At 71.4% G+C, this 22487-nt stretch carries 17 protein-coding genes; 5 read left to right on the top strand and 12 right to left on the bottom strand.

Annotated elements, in window-relative coordinates; all coding sequences use genetic code 11:
• Window positions 1-5: 5 nt before the first annotated feature.
• The gene (locus JYJ93_RS35260; protein WP_206798916.1) at window positions 6-1832 is read left to right on the top strand and encodes a hypothetical protein; all 1827 of its coding nucleotides are present in this window, start codon (window positions 6-8) and stop codon (window positions 1830-1832) included.
• 62 nt (window positions 1833-1894) lie between these two features.
• On the opposite strand, the gene JYJ93_RS35255 is transcribed toward JYJ93_RS35260, so the two are convergent.
• From JYJ93_RS35255 to JYJ93_RS35225, 7 genes are all read right to left on the bottom strand, one after another.
• Window positions 1895-4879 (bottom strand): carboxypeptidase-like regulatory domain-containing protein, encoded by a 2985-nt coding sequence (locus JYJ93_RS35255; protein ID WP_206798914.1) that lies wholly within the window; start codon window positions 4877-4879, stop codon window positions 1895-1897.
• Between the two features lie 3 nt (window positions 4880-4882).
• On the bottom strand, window positions 4883-8122 hold the full coding sequence (locus JYJ93_RS35250) for a carboxypeptidase-like regulatory domain-containing protein (RefSeq protein WP_206798912.1): 3240 nt from the start codon (window positions 8120-8122) through the stop codon (window positions 4883-4885).
• A gap of 49 nt (window positions 8123-8171) precedes the next feature.
• Entirely contained in the window at window positions 8172-10835 is a 2664-nt protein-coding gene (locus tag JYJ93_RS35245) for a carboxypeptidase-like regulatory domain-containing protein (RefSeq protein WP_269013035.1), read from the bottom strand.
• Window positions 10836-10893: 58 nt separating this feature from the next.
• Window positions 10894-11280, bottom strand: coding sequence for a hypothetical protein (locus JYJ93_RS35240; protein WP_206798909.1), 387 nt, complete (start codon window positions 11278-11280; stop codon window positions 10894-10896).
• Window positions 11277-12104 carry a TIGR02587 family membrane protein gene (locus JYJ93_RS35235; RefSeq protein ID WP_269013036.1) on the bottom strand — a complete coding sequence of 276 codons (828 nt, stop codon included), beginning with the start codon at window positions 12102-12104 and terminating at the stop codon, window positions 11277-11279. Before JYJ93_RS35235 ends, JYJ93_RS35240 begins: the two co-directional genes overlap by 4 nt.
• A gap of 124 nt (window positions 12105-12228) precedes the next feature.
• A complete protein-coding gene (locus JYJ93_RS35230) occupies window positions 12229-13140 on the bottom strand; it encodes a Brp/Blh family beta-carotene 15,15'-dioxygenase (protein ID WP_206798905.1) in 912 nt (303 codons plus the stop codon).
• On the bottom strand, window positions 13137-14285 hold the full coding sequence (locus JYJ93_RS35225) for a lycopene cyclase family protein (RefSeq protein WP_206798904.1): 1149 nt from the start codon (window positions 14283-14285) through the stop codon (window positions 13137-13139). The genes JYJ93_RS35230 and JYJ93_RS35225 overlap by 4 nt, the downstream gene beginning before the upstream one ends.
• 92 nt (window positions 14286-14377) lie before the next feature.
• Between JYJ93_RS35225 and purU the strand changes: the two genes are divergently transcribed.
• Together purU and JYJ93_RS35215 are read left to right on the top strand one after the other, a co-directional pair.
• Window positions 14378-15241: a formyltetrahydrofolate deformylase gene (purU, locus tag JYJ93_RS35220; RefSeq protein ID WP_206798902.1), complete on the top strand. Its 864-nt coding sequence runs from the start codon at window positions 14378-14380 to the stop codon at window positions 15239-15241.
• Between the two features lie 47 nt (window positions 15242-15288).
• Window positions 15289-15834, top strand: a complete 546-nt coding sequence (locus JYJ93_RS35215) for a dihydrofolate reductase family protein (RefSeq protein ID WP_206798898.1) — start codon at window positions 15289-15291, stop codon at window positions 15832-15834.
• A 9-nt stretch (window positions 15835-15843) separates the two neighbouring features.
• Here JYJ93_RS35215 and JYJ93_RS35210 read toward each other — a convergent pair whose 3' ends face one another.
• The 4 genes from JYJ93_RS35210 to JYJ93_RS35195 are packed head-to-tail and all read right to left on the bottom strand — an operon-like array spanning window position 15844 to window position 19542.
• Window positions 15844-17031, bottom strand: coding sequence for a hypothetical protein (locus JYJ93_RS35210; protein WP_206798897.1), 1188 nt, complete (start codon window positions 17029-17031; stop codon window positions 15844-15846).
• The gene (locus JYJ93_RS35205) at window positions 17028-17828 is read right to left on the bottom strand and encodes a tetratricopeptide repeat protein (protein WP_206798895.1); all 801 of its coding nucleotides are present in this window, start codon (window positions 17826-17828) and stop codon (window positions 17028-17030) included. The genes JYJ93_RS35210 and JYJ93_RS35205 overlap by 4 nt, the downstream gene beginning before the upstream one ends.
• Entirely contained in the window at window positions 17825-18415 is a 591-nt protein-coding gene (locus JYJ93_RS35200; RefSeq protein ID WP_242544870.1) for an RNA polymerase sigma factor, read from the bottom strand. Before JYJ93_RS35200 ends, JYJ93_RS35205 begins: the two co-directional genes overlap by 4 nt.
• Before the next feature lie 44 nt (window positions 18416-18459).
• Window positions 18460-19542, bottom strand: a complete 1083-nt coding sequence (locus tag JYJ93_RS35195) for a hypothetical protein (protein WP_242544047.1) — start codon at window positions 19540-19542, stop codon at window positions 18460-18462.
• A gap of 239 nt (window positions 19543-19781) precedes the next feature.
• Between JYJ93_RS35195 and JYJ93_RS35190 the strand changes: the two genes are divergently transcribed.
• Together JYJ93_RS35190 and JYJ93_RS35185 are read left to right on the top strand one after the other, a co-directional pair.
• Window positions 19782-20003 (top strand): ubiquitin-like protein, encoded by a 222-nt coding sequence (locus JYJ93_RS35190; RefSeq protein ID WP_206798893.1) that lies wholly within the window; start codon window positions 19782-19784, stop codon window positions 20001-20003.
• 85 nt (window positions 20004-20088) lie between these two features.
• Window positions 20089-21351, top strand: coding sequence for an MFS transporter (locus JYJ93_RS35185; protein ID WP_206798891.1), 1263 nt, complete (start codon window positions 20089-20091; stop codon window positions 21349-21351).
• A 4-nt stretch (window positions 21352-21355) separates the two neighbouring features.
• On the opposite strand, the gene JYJ93_RS35180 is transcribed toward JYJ93_RS35185, so the two are convergent.
• The gene (locus JYJ93_RS35180; protein WP_242544046.1) at window positions 21356-22417 is read right to left on the bottom strand and encodes a PQQ-binding-like beta-propeller repeat protein; all 1062 of its coding nucleotides are present in this window, start codon (window positions 22415-22417) and stop codon (window positions 21356-21358) included.
• Between the last annotated feature and the right edge of the window lie 70 nt (window positions 22418-22487).

The raw sequence follows: 22487 nt of genomic DNA, 5'->3' as shown, positions 1-22487 counted from the left end.
CGTGGATGAAGCTCATTGTTCCGCTCCTGATTGGAGCGCTGGCGGCCTGCACCGACCCCGACTCGGGGCCGGTGACGGTGACTCCGAAGACCGTCACGGTGAAGGCGGGTGAGAAGACGACCTTCAGCGCCTCGGTGAAGGACGCGAAGCAGGCGCGCGTGCTCTGGTCGGTGGAGGGAGGCGACTCCCATGGCACCATCAGCAGCTCGGGCACCTACACCGCGCCGGACGAGGCCGGCACGTACACCGTGGTGGCCACCAACGCGGTGGACACCTCTAAGAAGGACACGGCCACCGTCAAGGTGGAGCCCGCCGAGGTCGGCGAGACTCCGACGGTCATCGTGAAGGTGACGCCGGAGTCGGTGACCATCGGGCAGGGGACGGTCACCGACCTCACGGCCGAGGTCTCCGGTTCCTCCATCACCGCCGTGCAGTGGTCCGTGGAGGGCGGTGACGAGAACGGCACCGTCAGCAGCACGGGCCGGTACACGGCGCCGAACAAGGCGGGCACGTTCACCGTGACGGCCACCAGCGTGGCGGACCCGACGAAGAAGGCCTCCGCCACCATCACGGTGGAGCCCGTCGTCGTCGCGGAGGTGAAGGTGACGGTGAGCCCCTCGTCGGGCAACACCACCTGGGATGGCACCGTCCAGCTGACGGCCAATGTCACCGGCACCAACAACCTGGCGGTGCAGTGGGCCGTGGAGGGCGGCGACGCGAACGGCTACGTCAGCAGCACGGGCGTGTACCGCGCGCCCAAGAAGACGGGCACGTTCACCGTGACGGCCACCAGCGTGGCGGATCCGGCGAAGAAGGCCTCCGCCTCCATCACGGTGGAGCCGGTCGTCGTCGCGGAGGTGGTGGTGTCCGTCTCTCCGAAGACGGGCACGGTGGCGCAGGATGCCGCATTCACCCTGTCCGCGCAGGTCACCGGTACCAACAACCTGGCGGTGCAGTGGTCCGTGGTGGGCGGTGACGAAAACGGCACCGTGAGCAGCACGGGCGTGTACCGCGCGCCGCGCCGCGATGGCACGTTCACTGTGACGGCCACCAGCGTGGCGGATCCGACGAAGTCCGACTCGGCCACCCTCTCCGTGAGCGGCGTCGTCCTTCCGGCGGTGACGGTGACGGTCTCTCCGAAGACGGCCACCGTGGACCAGGGGGGCTCCGTCAACCTCTCGGCCGAGGTCACGGGCAGCTCCGTGGTCGCGGTGAACTGGGCCGTGGAGGGCGGTTCGGCCAACGGCAGCGTCACCAGCGCCGGTGTCTACACCGCGCCGAACAAGCCGGGCACGTACACCGTGACGGCCACCAGCGTGGCGAATCCGTCTCAGAAGGACTCCGCCGTCATCACCGTGCCCGTCGCCGGCACGGTGAAGTACGTGGACCCCGCGGGGACGGGCTGGCGCCTGGTTCGCAATGCCAGCCTGTCCTCGGGCAACACGCTGGTGCTGGACCTGATGGGCCCCACGGGCCAGTCTGGCCGTGGCGCGGACCTGACGCTGGGGCTGGATGCGGCCACCGCGTCCTGGTCCACCGTGGACGGCTCCGAGTACGTGGCCAATGGTGGCTACGACCTCGGCGCCGCGCCCCGGTTGCTCAAGTCCGCCGTGAAGGGCGGCACGCTGAGCGTGGGCGTGTACCAGAAGGGCGCTCCGGCGCACGCGTACAACGGCGCGCTGCTGTCCGTGGCGCTGACCGTGAAGGCCACCGCCGAGACGCCGGCCGGCTCCGTGGTGCCGCTGACCGTCCTCAAGGCGCACGCGCTGCCGGCTTCCGGCTCGCTGCAGACCGTCGACGTGGCGGTGGGCACCATCACCACCGCTCAGTAGTCCGGAGCCCGAAGCAGTGAGAGCGGCGGCCTTCCCCAGGGGAGGCCGCCGTTTTCATTGCTTCACGGCGGGGTGGCCTCCACGGTGAAGGTCACCTCGCCCCGGGGCGGAATCAGCACCTTCCGGGGCGTGAAGCGGGGCCCTTCGTCCGGGTCGGCCGCGCGTGCATCCAGCAGGTACTCGCCGGGTTCGACGCCTCGGAGGACGAGGGTGCCCCCCGGGGCGAAGTCCCGGTAGCGGGGCATGGGATGGGCGCCCAGCTCCTTCAGCGAGACGAGCGCGGGCAGGGGCACGCCGTTCGTGTCCCGGGCCAGGAGCCGCACCGTCGCGGCGCGGTCCAGGGCCACGGTGAGCGTGTCCACGCGGGCTGTCACCTCCAGTTCGAAGGGACGCGTGTTCCGGCTCCGGAGCTCCAGGGTGAAAGGCGGGGGCGGCAGCCGCGACAGGGTGTAGACGCCGTCGCGAAGGGGGACGTTCCGGGGACGTGACATCGCGCGGGCGATGTCGGAGTCCCCTGGCTGGGTGAGGGTCGCCCGGAAGGACTCCAACTGGGACAGGGCTTCGCCGGTCTCCGCGTCGTGGACCGCGAGCCGCAGCGTCCAGCCAGGGTCGAGCGTCAGCACGCCCAGGTCCAGGTCCACGCCTTCCGTCAGCGTCACGGCGCGCTCCAGCGGCATGAAGCCATCTGCTTCCACGGTCAGGGTCGCCGGGCCCGCCATGCCGAAGGGAAGGTCGAACGCCCCGTCCGGCCACTCGGCGGGCTGGGCGGAGTCGTGGAGGTCCGCGCCCTTCACCTGGAACGAGGTGACGGCCTGGCCTCCCGGTGCCACGACGCGGCCTCGGAGGCGCCCGTTTCGCTCCAGCACGAGTTGGAGGGGCGCCTCGCTGGAGTCCACCCAGAGGCCGCCGCGATCCGCGCGGGGCTCTCCCCCCTGCGAGCGCCCAGGGCGGAAGGTGTAGCCCGGCAGGTCGGCCCACACGGCGTAGCGGGAGGCCACGAGTCCTCGCAACGTGAAGCGTCCGTCCGGGCCCGTGCGGAAGCCAACAGGACCCTCATCTTCACTCCGGTGGTATTGCCACACCGCATCGCCGGAGCTGCTCGCGGTGATCACCACGTCCGCGAGCGGCTGGCCCGTCCCATCCACCGCGATGCCGGAGCGCTCACGGCCCGCTTCCATGCGCAGGGACACGTCCCGGTGTTCACGCGCCTGGAACGTGATGGATTGCGACACGGAGGCGTCCATCAGGTCTCCCTGGACAACGGCCTCCAGGAGGTACGTGCCCGGGGCAATCCCTTGCAGATGGAAGCGCCCCTGTTCGTCCGTCAAGGTCTGACGCGGCTCTTCGTATGGCGCGTCCTCCCGCGCCTCCGTCCCCAGCGTCACGGTGGCTCCCCGCAGCGGCAGCCCTTGTGGATCGGTGACGGTGCCGGACACGGAGGCGCCCCGGTCCAGCACCACGACGACGTCCCGCGAGGGGATGCGCACCGCGAGGGTTTGACGCTGGAAGGACGGATCCTCCACGGACAGCTCACCCGTCCCCGCGCGCTTCACGTCCAGGACGAAGTGCCCGGTCGCATCCGAGCGCCGGGCGCCACCTGCGTCGATGTCGTCGCCGTCGCCGAAGTTGCCCGAAAGCGACAGGAGGATGCCCTCGACTGGAGCGCCTGACGTGTCGACGACGCGGCCCTCCACGCTCTGCGCGCGCCGGAGCGTGAAGTCCAGGGGCGCCATGCCCTGCTGGAGCTTCTGCGCATGCTCCTCCACGTCCAGGTGATGGGGCGCGAGGATCCGGAAGGTATGCGGCCCGGGCCGCGTGGGGCCCAACTGGTAGCGGCCCCCTGCGTCCGTCACGGTGGTCGCCTCGGCGGCGAGAGGGCCACCGTCCTCGCGGTAGGTCTCCACGCGTGCGTTCGGGATGGGGTGGCCTGCGTCGTCGCGCACCGTGCCCGTGACGAACACGCCGGGTTGGAGCCGCAGCTCCACGTGCTCCAGGGGCGGTGTCACATCCAGCGTGGCGAACGCGCCTCCGGACTCCGCGGTGAGCTGATGGAGGACGGCGGGCGCGGTGAAGCGGAAGCGTCCCTCGCCGTCAGTCGTGGTGCGCTGGGTGGATGCCGTCGCGGTGTCACCTTCAAGGTGCACAAGGATGCCCGGCACCGGTGCGCCCTCCGAGGAGAGGACCTGTCCCGTCAGCGAGAGAGCGCGCGCGAGTACCACGGTCGACATGTCCGTGTACCCGTCGAGCTTCGGCTGGAACCACGGGGACCGGTCCACCGCGGTGGCGAAGGCGGCGTAGTCACCTTGGGGGAGGGGCCCCACGATGAAGCGGCCCTCGGCGTCGGTGACCGCGTCGAAGAACCGCGTGTGCCAGCGGGAGACAATCGTCACCCGCGCATCCTGGATGGGCGTCTTGCGGTCCGTGTCCGTGACGGTCCCCTCGAAGAGGATGCCCTGCTCCAGCGTCAGCGTCACGTCGTTCGAGCCCACCGCCACGCCCCCCTGCGACACCGCGCCCGTGTCGCCCAGGGCCCAGAGCGTGACGGGACCCTCGGGCAATCCCTCCAGCACGAAGCGGCCCTCCGCGTCCGTGGCCGCCTCCGCGAACACAGGGGCTTCACCGTCACGGGCCTCCACGGACTCCCACTGCATGCGCTCGGCGTCGAAGCTGCACGCGCCGCTCTTGAGGTCGGCCTGGCCGGTGGGGGAGGGGCACGGGCGCTCCGACAGCGTGACCCCCGGCTCCACGCGGGAGGCGGAGACACGAACCCCCGCGGCCGGGCCGGAGGTTCCCAGCACGCGGCCCGTGATGCGCGCGGTGCCCGCGGGTCGCGGTGCCGTGGTCATCCGTGTCGCCCGGACCGCCGGCTTCTGCGCGGACGCCGCCGTGGGCACGGGCGTGTCCTTCGCGGACGAAGGCGCCTCGGTGTTCCTCGAGAGGAAGGCGAGGAGCGCGATGAGAACCAGCGCACCTCCGCCCAGCCAAGGCTTGAGTCCCCCAGGTGCGCCATTGCCCATGCGCCGCAGGATAGCGGGACCCTGCGTCATGCGTCAGCGCGCCAGAGGCCTCCACACCGGCTTCACGTCGCGGGACAGCGTGCCTTCAGCGGGCACGTCCAGTTCCTCGCGATGGATGCGGTCCTTGTCCCGGTTGGCCGCGATGACGGTGTAGTGGCCCGAGGGGACGCGGCGGAACGTGACGGACGTGCGGGTCCATTCCTCGCCGGGGTGTTGCTGGAGGCTCAGGTGTTCGAAGGCCCCGGCGCTGTCGGGCGCGGGTGGCTGGCCGGGCAGCAGGAACGCCGTGCCGACGTCTTCCGGCAGCCGCAGCGTGACGGTGGCTCCAGTGCCCAGGGCGTCGAAGGTGAGGGTGACGTCGCCGCTGGGCGGAATCCGCACGGTGCGGGCAGGGAAGACGGTGTCGCGAGGCCCCTCCTCCATCCAGGCATTCACCGTGTAGAGCCCTGGAGGAAGGGTCCGGACGGTGAAGTCTCCGGCGCTGGGATGGCGTTGAAGCGTCAGGCCGTCCGAGCGCGTGAAGGTGAGCCGGGCCGCGACGGGTTGTCCTCGCGCGTCTCGGATGTGGCTCGTCACGCGCGCACCGGAGTCGAGTGAGAGCGTGAGGCTGTCTTCCGCTTCGCCCACCGTCACTCGCGTCGGCAGATGGAGCTGGGTGTCCACTTCGAGCGTGAACGCGGTGGTGGGCAGGTGCTCCAGCAGCAACGAGCCGTCTGTGTGTGGCACCACCCCGGTGGCGGGCAGGTAGGGCGGTCCGTCCGCGACGCCTTCTCCATGGATCCGATAGCCGGTGGCGATGGTCGCCCATTGCCCGGAGTCACCGCGCACGCGTCCGTTGAAGGGCTCGCCCGTCGCGGCGTCGCGCAGGCGCACCCGCACCGTCCGCCCTCGCGTCAGCGTGAGCGTGCCCACGTCCACGTCGTTCTCCCCGTCCGGCGTGACGGTGCGATCCACCGTGGCGAAGCCCCTGGCGCGCACCACGAACCGCTGCGGGCCGGTGGCTTCGTACAGGGGTTGGTCGAAGCGGCCGTCCGGCTTCGTGTACCGGGTTCCGTTCACCTCGAACCCCTCCAGCGTCGTGCCGGCTTCCGCCACGACCTGGCCCCGCACGTGTGGAATGCGTCGCAGCACCAGCCGGACCTGTTCCGTGTCGCCTCGCACCACCACCGTCTTGTCCTCGCCAGGCGTGGTGCCCTGGGACAGGGCGGTGTCGATGACGTGCCCCGGATGTCTCACGTTGAGCACGTAGCGGGCCGCGCTCAGCGAGCGCAGGGTGAAGCGGCCTTCGGCATCCGTGCGGACGCCATCGGGGGGCACGCCCATGTGGGAGGGCTCGCCGCGGTAGCGGGGCCGATCCGCGTCCAGGAGCTCCGCGCGGACGGCGACCCCGGGCAGCGGAAGGCCCCGGGGGCTCACGACGACGCCTCTCAAGGTCCGGCCTTCCTCCAGCCGCAGCGTGGCGGACGCCGCCGCTCCCGCCTGGACCTCCAGCGGTTGGGAGGCCTGCACGTCCACGGCCCGTTCCTTGACCGTCGCCTCCGCCACGTAGGCTCCGGGGGCCACGCCCTGGAGCGTGAGGTGTCCGTGCGCGTTGGTGACCCCGCCATGGTCGGATTCGCCACGCGCGTCGCGCTTCCACAGCTTCACCTGGGCGTTACGGACCGGTACGCCCAATGCGCTCAGGACGCTGACGGAGACGCTGACGCCCCGGCGCAGCACCAGCCGCGTGTCCCGTGACGGAAGCTCCACGGCGAAGCGCTGAGGAACGAAGGCCGCGTCGTCGACGTCCAGCCACACGGTGCCCGCCTCCGCCGCGTCCAGGACGAAGCGTCCGGCTTCGTCCGTTGGCGTGTGGTCCAGGACGACGTCCTGGTCGGGATCCGACTCCGGCTCGGGATGGAGCCGGACTTCGCGGCCCGCGAGCGGTTGGCCTGCCTCATCCACCACGACGCCCTCCACGGAGACGGCGCTCGGCAGCATGAAGTCGAGCGTCTCCTGGACGTCGCCGAGTTCCTGGTGCTCTGGCTCCACGTCGACGTAGTGCGCGGCGCGAACCGCCACGAAATGCGGCAGCCGGAAGAGCGGGCCCAGCCGGTAGTGGCCGCGTGCATCCGTGACGGTCTGCCCGCGCGGGGACGGTGTGTTCGCATCGTGGAGATCCGCCATGACCCGAGCGCCGGGAATCGGCCTTCCGCGCTCATCGCTGACGGTGCCCTGGAGGACCATGCCGGGCCCGAGCGTGAGGACGATGTCCTCGCGGGGCGCTGTCCTGAGGTGGGCCAGACCGTCATGCGCCGCCGTCTCCGCGAAGAGCTGGCCGGGCAGGTCCTCGAAGGAGGGGAAGGAGAAGCGACCCTGCGCGTCCGTGAGGGCCGTGCGCGACTCGGGCGCGGCGCCAGGCGTGTCCAGCAGGACGGAGACGCCGGTTGCGGGCGCTCCCTGCTCCGTCACGACCGTGCCCGCGTACTTCGCGGGGCGGTCGAGGATGAAGGTGTCCTCCTCCAGCGGATCCGCGTTCATGCGCAGGTCGGGGCCGCGGCCGGAGGCCGTGACGAGGATGCCGTAGTCGGCCGGAGGCACGGGCCCGATGCGGTAGCGCCCATTCGCGCCGCTGGTCGCGGGGAAGAAGCGCGTGTGTTCGTGGGAGAAGACGGTGACGCGGGCACCCGCGATGGGCTCGGTTCCCGTTGGCCCGTCCAGGACGACGCCTTCGAAGAAGGACCCCTCTTCGAGCACGAGGACCACGTCCTGCTGGTCCGTTGTCACGTCCGGGACCATCGCCACGCGCTGGCCGTGGAAGGCCTGGATCGTGACCTTGCCATCGGGGAGTCCGTCCAGGACGAAGGTGCCGTCCTCCGCGCTGGTGGTCTCCGCGACGGTGGGGGCTTCTCCCTCGCGCTTGTCGACCTGATCCACCAGTTCATCGAAGGCTTCGTTCCAGCACTCCATCAGCCGGGGTGGAGGTGTGACGTCGGAAGGAGGACACGCGCGCTCCGACAGCGTGACCTCCGGCTCCACGCGCGAAGCAAACACGCGCACGCCCGCGACGGGACCTTGCGCATCACGCACGACGCCGGTGATGCGTGGGCTTCCCGTGGAGGAGCCGGAGGTGGGTCCCGCGCGGAAACCGGCGAAGGCCCCGGAAGCCTTGGGGGCTCCCTGCGACGCGTGCGTCGAGGAACCCGCCTGTCCACGCAGGATGAACAAGGCCAGGAGGAGCAGGCCGGCAATCACCACGACCGTGAATCCGGCGACCCGATGCCCCCTGCGCATGCGCTGCGTCTCCTGAAGTGCGTGGGTACAGGATAGCGGTTCGGCTGGGTCAGCGTTTCGGTTCGGGGAGCATCACCGTGACGGTCTGCTGGACCGCATCCACGAACACCGTTCGTTCTTCCTGCTCCGGCGCCCCCTCCACCGTGACGGAGAAGGTGGCGGCCTGGAAGGGCAGTCCCTCCAACTCCACGCTTCCTTCCGCGTCGAGGGGCCCGATGTGGAAGAGAAGATCCGAGATGCTGGCGAACGACTCATCCCATGCCGGAGTGATCCTGACGCGGATGCCCGCCAGCGGCGCGCGTGTCGCTTCATCCAAGACGATGAAGCGCACCGTGCGGCTCCGGATCATCCGCAGCGTGCCCAGGTCGATATCCCCTTCAGGCTTCACGACGAACTTCCGCTTGAGGTTGAAGAAGCCCTTCGCCCTCACCGTGAGCGCCCTGGCTCCATCGTCTGGCAGCGGGAGATTGAACGTCCCGTCCGGGACCCGCACCCAGTCACCCTGTTCCCGGACCTCGCAGGGCAGCGGTGCCCCGTCATCGCTCACGACCTGCCCTCGCAGGCGGGGTCTTGGCTCCAGGACCAACCGGACGTCTCCCTGTTCCGGCGTGACCCGCAGGGCGGAGGTGTCAGGCGTTCCTCCCCGCGAACGCGACGGCGCGAAGGCATGGCCTTCCTTCCAGGCGATGAGCTGGTAGGCCGGGGCTGTCAGGTGCTTGAAGACGAAGCGGCCATCCGGTCCGGAGAGGACGCCGCTCTCTCCCGTGACGGTGCAGGCGGGGGCGTAGGCCTGCCACGCGGGGACGTCCTCCAGGGGGAGGCAGGCCTGGACGCGCACGCCGGGCATCGGCCGTCCATCGCTGGCGACCGTCATCCCCTGCAGCGTGCGCCCCTCCTCGAAACGCACGGTCACGGTGGCCTGCGTCCGCTCCTCCAGGTCCACGGGCTGCGACACGGTGTGCTCGATGCCGGGCGTCCGCAGCCGGGCCTCCAGGACGTAGTGCCCTGCCTCCAGCCCTTCCAGCGAGAAGGCGCCCCGTGCGTCCACGGAGGTGTCGTAGGGGTCTCCACTCAGCGGCTCGGTGCTCCAGAGCCGCACGTCCACGTTGGACAGGGGACGCCCGGCCGCATCCATGACCGTGCCGGAGACCGAAGCACCGCGGCTCATCCCCACCCGGACCCCTGTCGAAGGGACCTCCACGGGAATCCGCACGACGCGGAACCCCGGGGCCGCGACGGTGAGCTCGCTGGGCCCCGGATTCGCGCTGTCCACGGTGAAGTGGCCTGTCGCGTCCGACTCGACGGCCGGCTCCATGAGGTCGCCCAGGTCCCGGACGCGTCCCGGAATGTCGCGGGGCAAGTCGAGCCTCACCTGCGCCCCCGCGAGCGGCAGGCCCCGCGGGTCGACCACCTGGCCTTCGAGCAGCATGGCCCGCATGAGCGTGAAGTCCCACGGGCCCGGGTGGTCAGCGCCCAGGCGGATCTTCTCTCGCCTGTCGAGGTAGTGCTCCCGCTGCACAAAAAGATCGACGGAGTGATTCATCAGAGGCCCCAACCGATAGCGGCCTGCCTCATCCGTCAGCACCTCTGGATCCGGCAGGTCACCCGGTGGGTGGCCCTGCGCGCGCACGCGCACGCCCGCGAGTGGCCTGTGCTGCTCGTCCCGCACGGTCCCCTCCATGAACCCGAAGCGCATCATCCGGAGGACCACCTTCCCGGGAGGTGTCCCCGAGGCCTGCGCATGGGCGGTGTCCTCCCGGGTCCAGAGCTCGTGCGGGATGGCGGGGACGTCCTCGAAGACGAACCGGCCCTGCTCATCGCTTCGCATGGTGGTGGTGGCGCCCTCCTCTTCGGAGGGCGTCAGGTGGACGTCCAGGCCGCTCGCGGGGAGGCCCTCGGGGGTCAGCACCACGCCTTCGAGCCGGTGCTGCCGTCGAAGCGCCAGCGTCACGTCCACGTCCACATCGAGCCAGACGTTCTCGCGGAAGGCCTTCGTCTGGCATCCCTGCGCGCTCGCGACCCGCAGGTAGCGGCCCGGGGGCAGGGGACCGACGCGGAAGCGTCCCCGGGCATCCGCGAGCGCATCGAAGAATCGGGACCCGGCTTCGTGAATCAACGTCACCCGCGCGCCGGGAAGGGGGGCCCTCGTGAGCGCCTCCACCACCGTGCCGGAGAAGGAGACGCCGTCCTCCAGCGTCAGCGTCACGTTGTCCCCGCCGGCTGGGATGTCCGGCTGCACGGCCGCGCCCGTGTCCCCCAGGGCCCAGAGCGTGACAGCGCCGGTGGGCAGGCCCTCGAGCACGAACGTCCCGTCGTCCTCCGTCACCGTCTGGGCGAGCACGGGCGCTTCGCCCTCGCGTGCCTCCACCAGGCGCGCGTATTCCGACGCCATCTCCAGGAAGCAGCAGTCCCCCGGTCGCATCCGTCCTGGGGAGTGGTCATGGCCCGGAGGTGTCTTCGGACAGGAGCGCTCCGACAGCGTGTCCGCATCCACGCGGGACGCGGACACCTGCACGCCCGCGACGGGACCTTGCGCATCCCGCACGACGCCGGTGATGCGCAGCGAGCCTTGCGCATGCGGAGCCAACAGCGGGGCGAAGCGCGCTCTGGCGTGCGGTGTCTCCGCATCGCGAGCACGCGGATTCGAGGCGGCGTCCGGGCCTCGTGGCTCCCGGAAGGACACCACGGCCACGCCCAGTCCGAGGACGAGCACGGCGGCCCACCACCACGTCTTCCCAGCGCGCATGCACGGCCAGGATAGCAGCCGCGCGTCAGGGCGTGGCGAAGCCCACCGCGTGCGCCTCCACGCCCTCGGGGGACGGCTCCTGCCGGAACGCGACCCAGGCCTCGCGCCGGGAGTGGCGCGGCACGTACGCGAGCACGAACTCCACTTCCTCCTGCGGCTCGCGGCCGGCTCGCAGCGCCACGCGCACGTGGACCTCCTCCGCCGCCATGTCGCCGTGGTTCGTCACCGTGACGGGCACCCGCCACTCCTTCGCGTTCGCGGCGGCCACCGGTGTGCCCACCTGCACGGTCAGGTCCGGCGGGCCGCTGCCCGTCGTCCACGCGTCCACCGCCAGGTAGCCCATGACCAGCGCCACGAGCACGCAGCTCGACACGAAGACGACGCCCTCCAGCCAGTTCCAGTTCGTCTTCATGATTGGATGAGCAGTCTCCCCGCGGAAGCGCCCAGCGTCGACGCCAGCCCCAGCACCACCACCTGGGCCACGCAGACGCTCAGGCCATTGCCGTTGAACCGGCCGAAGAACCACAGCACCAGCGCGCTCGACAGCAGCGCGATGGCGTACGTGACGAACATGCCCGCGAACACGTCCCGGCGCAGACGGCGGCGCGTGAAGCGGTGCGCGCGGGTGAAGTCGCTCTGGAAGAGGATGAGCCCGCCCAGCAACAGCGACAGCACGGCGAGCCCCAGCAGACACCCGGGCTGCGTCTCCACGGCGATCATCACGATCTCCTCCGTGGGCGCCACGTTGGCCGCGAACAGCACCGCGCCGCAGAACGAGATGACCAGCTGGCCGGGGACGTGGTCCGCGGACTCCAGCCGCTTCTTGTCCTCTTCTTCGTCCTCCTCGCGGTGCTGGCCGCCCAGCTGCGCGGTGCCCACCGACACGCCGATGGCCACGGTGCCGGCCTCCACCACCACCATGCCCACCGCCTCCTGCAGCGACGTGCCCTGGCCGATGCGGCCGATGAGCACGAGCACGGCCGTGGACACGAGCAGCCCCAGCCCCAGCTCCTCCAGCGAGTCCGTGAAGACGTCGAACCAGCACACGTCCCGGCGGAAGCCGCCGTAGCGGTTGTAGCCGAGGAGCAGCACGTAGGTGGCCACCAGGTAGCCCAGCACGCTGGCCGGATGGGACGTGAAGCCCGCCCACCACACCTCCATCGTGTAGAGCAGCGGCAGGCTGAAGAGCAGACCTCCCGCGATGCCCCGGCCGTATTCGCGCAGGGAGTCCGGCACGGGCCGTCGGCGGCGGGACGCGTCGGCTGAAGGACTGTCTGCCATCTCGGGCCAGAGTCTAGGTTCGCTTTCCGGAGAGGGAAGCCTTCCCCGGATGGAATGCCCCGCCGGTGGACGGTCCTGCTCACGCGAGCCGCTGGTGGAGCCCGTGCATGACGCGCAGGTGCGGCAGCGTGAGGACCGCCAGGAAGATGAACAGCACGGGAAGTGGATCCTCCCGCCGTCCCGTGACGCGCCACATCAGGACGAGCAGCCCCAGCCCGGCCAGCGCCAGCGCCGTGAACGGCAGTGCCTTCAGCCAGACCCGGAAGCGGGACGCTCCGCCGAGATAGCGCTGGATGGCCCGGAGCGAACGCCACGCATGCCAGCCCCCGAAGTAGAGCGCGAACGCGACGAGCAGCGGCAGGAGGCAGCCCACCGCGAGCACCGCGGCCCAGCCCGCCAGCCACCGGTCACCCAGGGGCAGGGGCGGGGCCCACCGGCTGATCATCAGCGTCAAGCCCCCCAGACCCAGGAGCAACGGCCCGGCCACCGGGATGGCTTCGTTCCACACCGCCAGCGTGGGCGCGTGGTGATGGGTGAGGCGGTCCAGGAGCGGCGTCACCTCCGCCGCGTGCGTGAGCAGCAGGAGCGCCAGCACGAAGGTCCCCACGAGCCAACGCGCGAGCACCCCGCGCGCAGACATGGGCGTGCCCTCCAGGTCGGCATCTCCGAAGTGCCACGCGGACACGAAGAGGAAGAAGCCCAGGCTCCACAGGGGCGCGATGCGCCACGCGAGCGCATACAGCGCCATGGTCAGCGCGTACCCCGCCAGGAAACGGGCGCGTGAATGTGTCAGGCCCTCACGGCGGGCGGTCTCCTGGACGATGAGGTGATCCACGGCGCCGTGGGGAATGCCCACCCCGAGCATCGATGCCGCGAAGACGCTCCACTGCACGCCCGGGGGCAGCTCCCCCGCGAGCCTCCGCCACAGGACGAGCCCCGCGCCCGTGGCCAGCACTCCCGCGAGCACCAGCGTGTCGCCACGCGCCTTCATGACGCCCTGCTTGGCGCGAGCTGCCGCAGGAACGGCGCGCAGGGCAGGCGGGTGATGAGCGCCAGCTCCTCCCAGAGCGACGTGTCCTCGTCCAGGAAGCGCAGGAGCCGCGGCAGGGGGACCTTGTCGAACAACGCCGCGAAGACCCGCGCACCCGCCTCGGGCTGTCGGTCGAGGAGCCCGAGCAGGAGCTGATCATAGAAGCGGAACCGCCCCGTGGTGGCGGGCCACGCCGGTGCGGTCCCCGCCACCGCGTGCCGCGCGAGCTGTTCGCTGTCCCGGCGGATGCGCTCGAAGGCATAGCCCGTGGAGGCCTTCACCATGCCCGCGGCCGTGCCGATGAGCGTCTCGCCCGCGGGCCCCGTCCGCGAGAAGCGGCGGTCCGTCATGGGGATGCGCCCCTCCTCCACGCCCGTGAGGGTGAAGGGCACCGACGGGAAGCGCTTCCGCAGGTAGTGCTCCAACTGGGCTTCGTAGCGGGCGGTCTCGTAGACGTCCCGGGAGACCGCGGTGATCTCCACCAGCGCCTGCGTCGGTGTGAGCGGCAGCACGTATGCGAAGCGCAGGTCCGCCCCTGGCAGGGCGAAGTCCATCAACGTCACGGCGCCGTCGTCGAAGACGGGCTGCTTCATGCGGACGAACCAGCCCCGGAAGTGCTGCCACAGGTGGGTCCGCTCCAGGCCGGACGCGGGCGGGACGCGGCTGCTGAAGACCTGCCGCGCGCGCCACGCTCCACCCGGACCCGTGAGCGTGAAGCCATGCGACTCGCGGGTGATGGTCTCCACGGTCGTGCGGACGCGGGTGACGTTGCGGTGCGCGGGGAGGAACGCGTCCTCGAAGAAGGCGAAGAAGCGGTGGCCCGGGATGTAGTGGTAGCGGTAGGGCGAAAGGCGCAGGCGCAGGTTCGTCCCGGGGGCGCGGAAGGCCAGCGCGTCCCAGGACTTCGCGATGAGGAAGTCCAGCGGATGCGGCTCGCGGCTCCAGAAGCACCACGAGCGTGACAGCTCCTTCGCTTCGTCGAGCAGCAGGATGTCCAGCGCGTCACCGCCCGGCTCGCGGGACAGCGCGTGGAGGAGCTGGAAGCCGGCGCAGCCACCTCCCACGATGGCGATGTCATGACAGCGGGTGGCGGAGACGATGGACATGGAAGGGAGATGGGCGCCCGCCAGACACCGGACAATCCCCGCCGCGCCCTGGGACGAGCCTTCACCCGGCGGGGCTATAGTCGCCGCCGTCCATGACCGAGCGTCCCGCCCAATACATCCTCACGCTGTCGTGCCCGGATCAGCGCGGCATCGTCCACGCCGTCTCCGGCTGGCTCGCCGAGCACGGTTGCAACATCCTCGACAGCGCCCAGTACGGCGACCCGCGGACGCGGCTGTTCTTCATGCGCGTGCACTTCGCGGATGAAGAGGGGAAGGCGCAGCCCGCGGCGCTGCGCGAGGCCTTCGGGGCGCTCGCGGGGCGGTTCGCCATGGAGTGGCACCTGCACGACGCGTCGGAGAAGCCGCGCGTGCTGCTGATGGTCTCGAAGATTGGCCACTGCCTGAACGACCTGCTGTATCGCTACCGCAGCGGCATCCTGCAGGTGGAGATCCCGGCCATCGTGTCCAACCACCGGGACTTCTACCAACTGGCCGCGTCCCACGACATTCCGTTCCACCACCTGCCGGTGACGCCGGAGAACAAGGAACGGCAGGAGGCGCGCCTGCTGGAGCTGGTGCGTGAGCAGCGCGTGGACCTGGTGGTGCTCGCCCGCTACATGCAGATCCTCTCCGCCGGGACGTGCGATGTGCTGCGCGGGCGGCTCATCAACATCCACCACTCGTTCCTGCCCAGCTTCAAGGGCGCGCGGCCCTACCAGCAGGCCTACGACCGGGGCGTGAAGCTGATTGGCGCGACGGCCCACTTCGTCACGGGCGACCTGGACGAGGGACCCATCATCGAACAGGACGTGGAGCGCGTGGACCACACGCTGTCGCCCGAGGCGCTGACGGCGATGGGGCGCGACGTGGAGAGCGTGGTGCTGGGCCGCGCGGTGACGTGGTTCGTGCAGCACCGCATCCTGCTCAACGGCCACAAGACCGTCGTGTTCCGCTGAGCCCGCCTGAATGGCGATGACCGGTCGCCCGGCGTTATGCTCACGTCATGCGACCTCTTCGGTATTCCATCAACGTCACCTTGGATGGGTGCTGCGACCATCGTGCGGGGATCGCGGACGAAGCCTTGCATCGTCACGCGGTCGAGAACCTCGAGCAGGCCGATGCCCTCCTCTTTGGCCGGGTGACCTACGAGATGATGGAGGCCGCGTTCCGGCCGGCACGGACGGGGACGGGGCCCGGGCAGATGGGCTCCTTCGCCCGGACAATTGACGCGGCGAAGAAGTACGTCGTGTCGAGCACCCTGGACCGGGTCGATTGGAACGCGGAGCTCGTGCGCGGTGACCTGGCGACGGCTGTCCAACAGCTCAAGAGTCAGCCGGGGAAGGGGCTGTTCGTGGGAGGCGTGAAGCTCCCGCTGGCGTTGGCGGAGCTCGGGTTGATCGACGAGTACGAGTTCGTGGTGCATCCCAGGGTGGCGGGCCACGGGCCGTCGTTGTTCGCGGGGCTGTCGAAGCCCCTCGACCTGAAGCTCGTGGGCCGGCTGGAGCTCCCCTCGGGGGCAGTGGCCATGCGGTATGAGCCGAGGAGGTAGCCGTCACGCCTAGCCGGCGGGGCACGCGGCGCCCGCGCCGAGCACGTCCGCGTCGTGGTGCACCTGCACCGCGCCGGACGCCTCCAGGTGGCGCACGAACAGCGAGCCGAAGACCTCCGCGTTGCCGCTCAGGTTGAGCTGGGCCTGGGGCGCGTAGAGGTTGCCCGCGAGCGTGCTGCCCGCGGAGATGTCCAGCGCCTGCGAGCCCGCCACGTAGACGCGCACCCGCGAGGGCAGGGCGGCGGAGCCCAGCGTGAGGTCGCCGGACACGATGAAGCCCCCCGCGAGGAAGAGGTCCAGCTCACCGGGAGGCTGCACGTCCACGGTGAGCGCTTCCTTCAGGTCCACGCCGCCGGGGATGAACAGCGCGGTGCGGCCCCGGATGCGCAGCGTGGCGTGGCCCGGCCCCGCGATGCGCGTCAGCAGGAAGCGGCCACAGGGCAGCTCCAGCACGCGCTCGCCGGTGACGTCCGTCAGCGTCGCCGGGTCCAGGCCGATGGCCGCGTTGTCGTTGTCCACGGTGTGGTGGGCGATGAGCGCGGCCGGGTCGAAGCGAGAGCCCTCGTCGCAGTCACAGGGGATGACCGGGGGCACGGGCTCACGGCGCAGCTCCGACGCCTGGGCCGGGCCCGGAGAGAACTCCGGGGGCACGGTGAGCACGCCGCCCACGGTGAGCGCGGCGAGCCCCACGTCCCCGTTCACCCGAGCATCACCCGTGACAGTGGCGGAGGTGCCGGGGCCGGAGAGGGGACCGTTGCTGTCCAGGACGCCGCCCACCGTGAGCGGACTGCCGAGCTGGACGCCACCCACCTGGAGCGAGCCGCCCACCGAGACGCGGTCGTTCGCGGACAGGACTCCGTTCACGCCCACGTCGCCCCCCGTGCCGCCGGGAGCATAGGGGCCCGCGGAGCTTCGGAATGCATCCACGGTGAAGGGGGCGCTGAGGGACAGTCCCTCGCAGGAGCACGCCGCGCGGCGGAACAGCGTCTGCGCCAGCTGGCCGCTGCACACCCGTGGTCCGGAGGCCGGGTTCCCCAGCAGGAGCGGAGGGCCGCTGTCCGCGCAGTGCTCCGCCCATTCATCCGGAACGCCGGTCCCCGCGTCGGGCGAACGCAGCGTGGCCACCGGATCATCCACCGTGCACGCGGCGCTCAACAGCGCGCTCCAGGCCACGAGACCCGCGAGGCCGTGCTTCATGGCGGCGACAGCTCGCGGAGCCGTGCTCGCGAGGCCGCGCTCAGCGGTGAGTCCGGATGCAGCGAGAGGAACTCACCCAGCGCCCGGGCCTCCGCAGACGTGTCGCCCAGGGCGCGGTGGGCTTCCGCCACGCCGTGGCGTGCCTCCGGATCCAACACGCCGCCGGGTTGCAGCCGCACCGCGTCCTGGTACTGGCGCAGGGCGCCTCGCGCGTCACCCAGGTGCTCCAGCCGCAGCGACCCCGACGCCACGCGCGCGACGTACGCCGCCAGCGAGGACGGCTCCGCGCGGATGACGCGCAGGTACAGTCCTTCCGCGTCCTTCCACTTGCCCGCCGAACGGAGCGCGTTGGCCTGCCGCAGCAGGTCCTCCGGCTTCGATGATTCCTTCACCGTGAGGGTCGGACGCAGCGGCCTTGGATGCTCGATGACGAAGGGCTCGGGCGGCGCGGGCGGGGGCAGGGGCACCGGCTCCAGCGTGGCCACCCGCGTCGGCTCCGGCACGGCCGGCGTCAGCACCTGCGGGGGCGGCTGCGCGGGCTTCGCGTAGCGCCACACGGCGGCGGCCGCGGCCCCGGTGAAGACGAGCGCCGCGCCCGCCATCAACCACACGGGAGGCCGCCTGCGTCTTCGCGGAGGCTCCGGCGCCTGCTGGAGCGCCGCGTCCAATGCCGCCTGGACGAGCGCGCCCGAACGCTGCCGGGACAGCCGCCGCGCGGGCCCACTGCCGTTGTCCAGGGGCCGCAGCAGGTCGTCCAGCGGCTCACCGTCACCGTCGCCGGGGGGGCGGGGGCTCATGACGACTCCCCCTCGGGTGCCTCGTCCTCCGCGGCCAGCGCGCGCAGGGCGGTGCGTCCCAGGCGCAGCCGGCTGCGCACGGTCTCGAAGGGGACGCCCAGCTCTGTCGAAATCTCCTGCACGCTCAATTCCAGGACGTGGTGCAGCACCAGCGCGTGCCGCTGCTCCGTCGACAACTGGTCCAGTAACGTCACCAGGTGACGGCGGTACAGATATTCGTCCGCCGGCGCTTCGTCGGACGGCACCGCCAACAACTCCACCGGGTCCCCACTGTAGCGGGCCTCGCGTCCGCGTGAGCGCTTGAGCCACGCGAACGTGGTGCGCACCACCACCCGGTCCACCCAGCCGTGGAAACGCCCGTCGCCGCGATAGGTGGGCAGGCCCCGCACCAGCGTGATGAGCGACTCCTGGGCGATGTCCTCCACGTCCGAGTCTCCCCGCACCAGGTAGCGCACCAGGTTGCGCACGCGCGGCAGCAACTCCAGGAGCAGGGATTCGGTCGCGTCGCGCTGTCCCCGCATGGCCGCCATCAGCCGGGCGTCCTCGCCACGGGGCGCGACGGTCACATGTGAGCCCGAGCTCCTCATGCCCACCAGGGAGAGGGGACGCCGCCAGATCGGGTCATCGGTGCTCACGGAAAAATCACCATCCCCACTTCCAGTCGGGGGCGCACGGACGCACCGTCCTCCCGGAGCATGAAGGCGCCATCCACCGCGTACCCCAGCCGGGGCCGGCCCAGGAGCACCTCTCCCGACAGCGCCGCCTCCAACGCGAGCGCCGGCCCCCACCGCCACGCCACGCGCACCGCCGGCCCCACGACGAAGGCCGCGAGCATCCGGGACGGCGTGGGCTCCACCTCCGAGGCCCGGGCCTCCGTGCGCCGCCAGAAGCCCGCGACCCCGGCCCCCAGGCCCACCGTGCCCTCCCACGCGCCCGCCTTCACGAAGGGCACGTCCGCCCACACCAGCGCGGAGCCCTGCATGAGGCGGATGTCCGCGTACGCGTCCTGAAGGTGCACCGGCAGCGCCGCCAGCACCTGCGCGCGAAGGCGCGGCACCCGGCCCGCCCATCCCGCCCCCACGGACAGCCCCTGCTGTCCCCAGGGGTGATAGCCGTCCAGCGCCGCGTGTACGCCCACCTGGATGAAGGCCCCGTCCGCCGGAGCCACCGGCGCCTCGACCACCGGCGCCGGAGCAGCGGGGGGAGGCGGCGCCACCACCACGGGAGGCGGGGGAGGGGGCGCGACCACTTCCCCCAGCGGTTCGCCCGCGTCCACCGCGCGCAGCGCCGAGCGCACCGCCAACGCCAGCGCCTCCGCGCCCACGGACCACGTCAGCGTCTCCGGCGCCCCTTCCACCCGAGCGCTCCGCACGAACAGGTGTCCCGTGCGCGGAGCCGCCACCGACACCCGCAGCTCCACCCCAGCGCGCGTGAACCACAACACCGCGCGAGCGTCCTTCCGTGAAGCCAGCCGCTCCGCCTCACGCCACGCGCCATCGGAGCCCGAGTCCATGGACGGACCCGCCTCCGGCTCCAGCACCACCGGCAGGTCGCTGCTCTGCCCCCGCACCCGCTCCAGCAGTGCGCGGTCCTCGGCGGTGGCCACGCGCGCCACCGCCCGCCATGACTCGGCCGCCCACGCGGGGCCCCACGGGCCCAGCACCAGGGCCAGCACCACCACGCGCTGCCACGCCACGGCCTCCAACACGGACATGCAGTAAAACCTACCTTCCAGGGAATTCTTCTGGAAGCTCCCCACGGTGTGGATTGCCTGTCACGCACCGGAGGGGACGGCGGGAGGGCGGAGGCCACCCTCGCCCGTCACCCCGGACCCGGCGCATCCCATCCCCGCGCTCCGGTGCAGGGACGACTGTCTCCGGGGGCGGGATGTCTGTGTTTCACGCAGCGCGGAGTCTTGTCTCAACGCCAGACATCGCTGGCCTGGAGGCAAACATGCAAATCTTCGTGACGACCCTGACCGGGAAGACCATCGAATTGGAGGTGGAGCCGGGCGACACCATCGAGAACGTCAAGGTGAAGATCCAGGACAAGGAGGGCGTCCCGCCCGACCAGCAGCGCCTCATCTTCGACCAGAAACAGCTGGCGGACGGCAAGACGCTGTCGGATTACAACATCCCGGCGGAGTCCACGCTGTACCTGGTGCTGCGCCTCTAGGACGGCGGAGCCCGGCGGCGCCAGGGCAGGCGGGCCGTCATGTGACGCTTGCTCCCGGCGCGGGAACGCCCCCTAATCACGCGCCATGAACCGCCTCCGGGAACTGCGTTCGGTCCTGAACCTCACCGTCCTCGTGGCGGGCCTGGGCTACTTCGTGGACCTCTTCGACATCACGCTCTTCGGCGTGGTGCGGGTCGCGTCGCTGAAGGACCTGGGGCTCACGGACCCTTCGGACATCTTCCAGAAGGGCCTGTTCATCTACAACGCGCAGATGGCGGGGATGATGGTGGGCGGCCTCTTCTGGGGCCTGCTCGGGGACAAGCGGGGGCGGCTGTCCGTGATGTTCGGCTCCATCCTCCTGTACTCGGCGGCCAACCTGCTCAACCCCTTCGTCTGGGATGTGAACAGCTACGCCGCGTGCCGCTTCCTCGGGGGCCTGGGCCTGGCGGGCGAGCTGGGCGCGGCCATCACGCTGGTCGCGGAGTCCCTGCCCAGGGAGAAGCGCGGCCTGGGCACCACCGTCGTCGCCACGCTGGGCATGCTGGGCATCGTCGTCGCGGCGCTCGTCGGGCAGCACCTGCCCTGGAAGATGGCCTACGTGACGGGCGGCGTGCTGGGCCTCCTGCTCCTCTTCACGCGCTTCAAGGTGTCCGAGTCCGCCCTCTTCACCCACAAGGCCGGCCCCGCGAAGGGGAACCCGCTCCTGCTCCTCACGGGCGGACGCTTCTCCAAGTATCTGGGCTGCATCCTCGTGGGCGTGCCCATCTACTTCACCACCGGCATCCTCTTCGTCTTCGCCCCGGAATTGACGGCGGGCCTCCACGTGCAGGGCACGGTGACCGCCGGCGACGCCATCCTCTTCGGCAGCGTGGGCCTGACGCTGGGGGACCTGTCCTCCGGCCTGCTGAGCCAGTGGCTCCAGAGCCGCAAGCGCGCCGTGGGCTTCAGCCTGTGCGTCTGGTTCGCGCTGGTGCTCGTGTACGGGCTCATGCCGGGTCTCACCCCGGCGCTCATCTACGCGCTGACCTTCCTCATTGGCCTGAGCGTGGGCTACTGGGCGGTGCTCATCACCATGGCCGCCGAGCAGTTCGGCACCAACATCCGCGCCACCGTGGCCACGTCCGTGCCCAACTTCGTGCGCGGCTCCGCGGTCATCGCCGCCACCGCCTTCGGCCAGCTCAAGGGCTCCCTGGGCGTGGCGCACGCGGCGCTGGCCGTGGGCGCGGTGTGCTTCCTCCTGGCGCTCGTCGCCCTGGCGCGGCTGGCGGAGACCTTCCACCGCGACCTGGACTACGTGGAGTCCACGAACCCCGCGAGCGCGGACGCGCCCACCGGCTCCGGCGCCTGAGCGCTCAGCGGGGCGGCGGCACCCGCAGGCGCCACGCCAGCACCCGGCCGTCCAACCCCAGCACGAACACCAGCGGCCCGCGCACCACCGGCCGCGTGCGCAGCGGCGTGTCCGCCCGCACCGTGAACGCGGGCGTCCAGCCCGGCGCCTTGAGCGCGACCAGTTGGCCCTCGTGGCCGGACGTGGGCACCAGCAGCAGGTCCTCCAGCCCTACCTGCACCCGGCCCACCAGCGGCGAGGGCAGCGCCACCCGCGCCACCTCCCGGCCCTCCGAGGTGGACAGCCCCACCAGCGAGGACGGGCCCGCGCCCACCCACAGCGCGCCCAGCGCCCGCGCGGGCGGCCCCGTCACCCCGTCCGCGAAGCGCTGCTCCCAGCGCGTGCTCCCGTCCTTCACCGACAGCGCCAGCACCTGGCCCGGCCGCGTGGCCACGAACACCGTGTCGCGCTCCGAATCCAGCCCCACCACGTCCGTCACCGGCCGCGACCAGCGGGGCTCCCCGCTCCGGGCGTCCAGCGCCCACAGCCCGGAGCCGAGCGGCACCACCAGCACGTCCCCCACCAGCACCGGCGCTGGCCGGACCCCGGGGGCCACGGAAGGCAGTGGCTCCAAGGATTCCGCCGCCGTGGACGCCCTGGGCGCCGGCCGCTTCCAGCGCTCCTGCCCGGAGTCCACCGCCAGGGCGCGCACCGCGCCGTCCGGCGCCACCAGGAAGACGGAGTGTCCCGCGTCGTCCACCACGGGCGGTGTCAGCACGGGCGGCTCGCCTCCCAGGCGCCAGCGCTCCTTGCCGTCCGTCAGCGACAGACAGGCCACCTCGCCCACCACCGTCCCCACGACGACGCTCTCCGCGGCCAGGGCGGGGGCCACCGCCACCTCCCGGTCCAGTCGGGCGGTCCACACCGGCCGGCCCTCCCGGTCCAGGCGCACCACCTTGCCCGCCTCGTTGCCCAGCAGCACCCCGTCCTGGAGGGCCGTGAGCCCCGTCCGGGAGGACGCATCACTGGAGTACCGGAAGGCCGCTTCCACCGGCGAGCGCTGGCACGCCATGACCGCCAGCGTCAACGTCAGGCAGGTCACCAGGGGCAGGCGTGGACAGGCGGCGGACGGCATGGTTTGGGGGAGGATGACGCAA

The sequence above is a fragment of the Corallococcus sp. NCSPR001 genome, assembly GCF_017309135.1.
Classification (GTDB): Bacteria; Myxococcota; Myxococcia; order Myxococcales; family Myxococcaceae; genus Corallococcus.
The sequence above is the reverse complement of the archived record's forward strand: the minus strand, read 5'-3'. Positions and strand labels throughout refer to the sequence as shown.

Bases quoted from the DNA above. Each gene is read 5' to 3' on its own strand.
- JYJ93_RS35185 (WP_206798891.1), top strand. From the start codon at position 20,089: ATGAACCGCCTCCGGGAACTGCGTTCGGTCCTGAACCTCACCGTCCTC.
- JYJ93_RS35215 (WP_206798898.1), top strand. From the start codon at position 15,289: ATGCGACCTCTTCGGTATTCCATCAACGTCACCTTGGATGGGTGCTGC.
- JYJ93_RS35230 (WP_206798905.1), bottom strand. From the start codon at position 13,140: ATGAAGGCGCGTGGCGACACGCTGGTGCTCGCGGGAGTGCTGGCCACG.
- JYJ93_RS35210 (WP_206798897.1), bottom strand. From the start codon at position 17,031: ATGAAGCACGGCCTCGCGGGTCTCGTGGCCTGGAGCGCGCTGTTGAGC.
- JYJ93_RS35195 (WP_242544047.1), bottom strand. From the start codon at position 19,542: ATGTCCGTGTTGGAGGCCGTGGCGTGGCAGCGCGTGGTGGTGCTGGCC.
- JYJ93_RS35250 (WP_206798912.1), bottom strand. From the start codon at position 8,122: ATGCGCAGGGGGCATCGGGTCGCCGGATTCACGGTCGTGGTGATTGCC.
- JYJ93_RS35190 (WP_206798893.1), top strand. From the start codon at position 19,782: ATGCAAATCTTCGTGACGACCCTGACCGGGAAGACCATCGAATTGGAG.
- JYJ93_RS35260 (WP_206798916.1), top strand. From the start codon at position 6: ATGAAGCTCATTGTTCCGCTCCTGATTGGAGCGCTGGCGGCCTGCACC.
- JYJ93_RS35200 (WP_242544870.1), bottom strand. From the start codon at position 18,415: ATGAGGAGCTCGGGCTCACATGTGACCGTCGCGCCCCGTGGCGAGGAC.
- JYJ93_RS35240 (WP_206798909.1), bottom strand. From the start codon at position 11,280: ATGAAGACGAACTGGAACTGGCTGGAGGGCGTCGTCTTCGTGTCGAGC.
- JYJ93_RS35225 (WP_206798904.1), bottom strand. From the start codon at position 14,285: ATGTCCATCGTCTCCGCCACCCGCTGTCATGACATCGCCATCGTGGGA.
- JYJ93_RS35255 (WP_206798914.1), bottom strand. From the start codon at position 4,879: ATGACGCAGGGTCCCGCTATCCTGCGGCGCATGGGCAATGGCGCACCT.
- purU (WP_206798902.1), top strand. From the start codon at position 14,378: ATGACCGAGCGTCCCGCCCAATACATCCTCACGCTGTCGTGCCCGGAT.
- JYJ93_RS35205 (WP_206798895.1), bottom strand. From the start codon at position 17,828: ATGAGCCCCCGCCCCCCCGGCGACGGTGACGGTGAGCCGCTGGACGAC.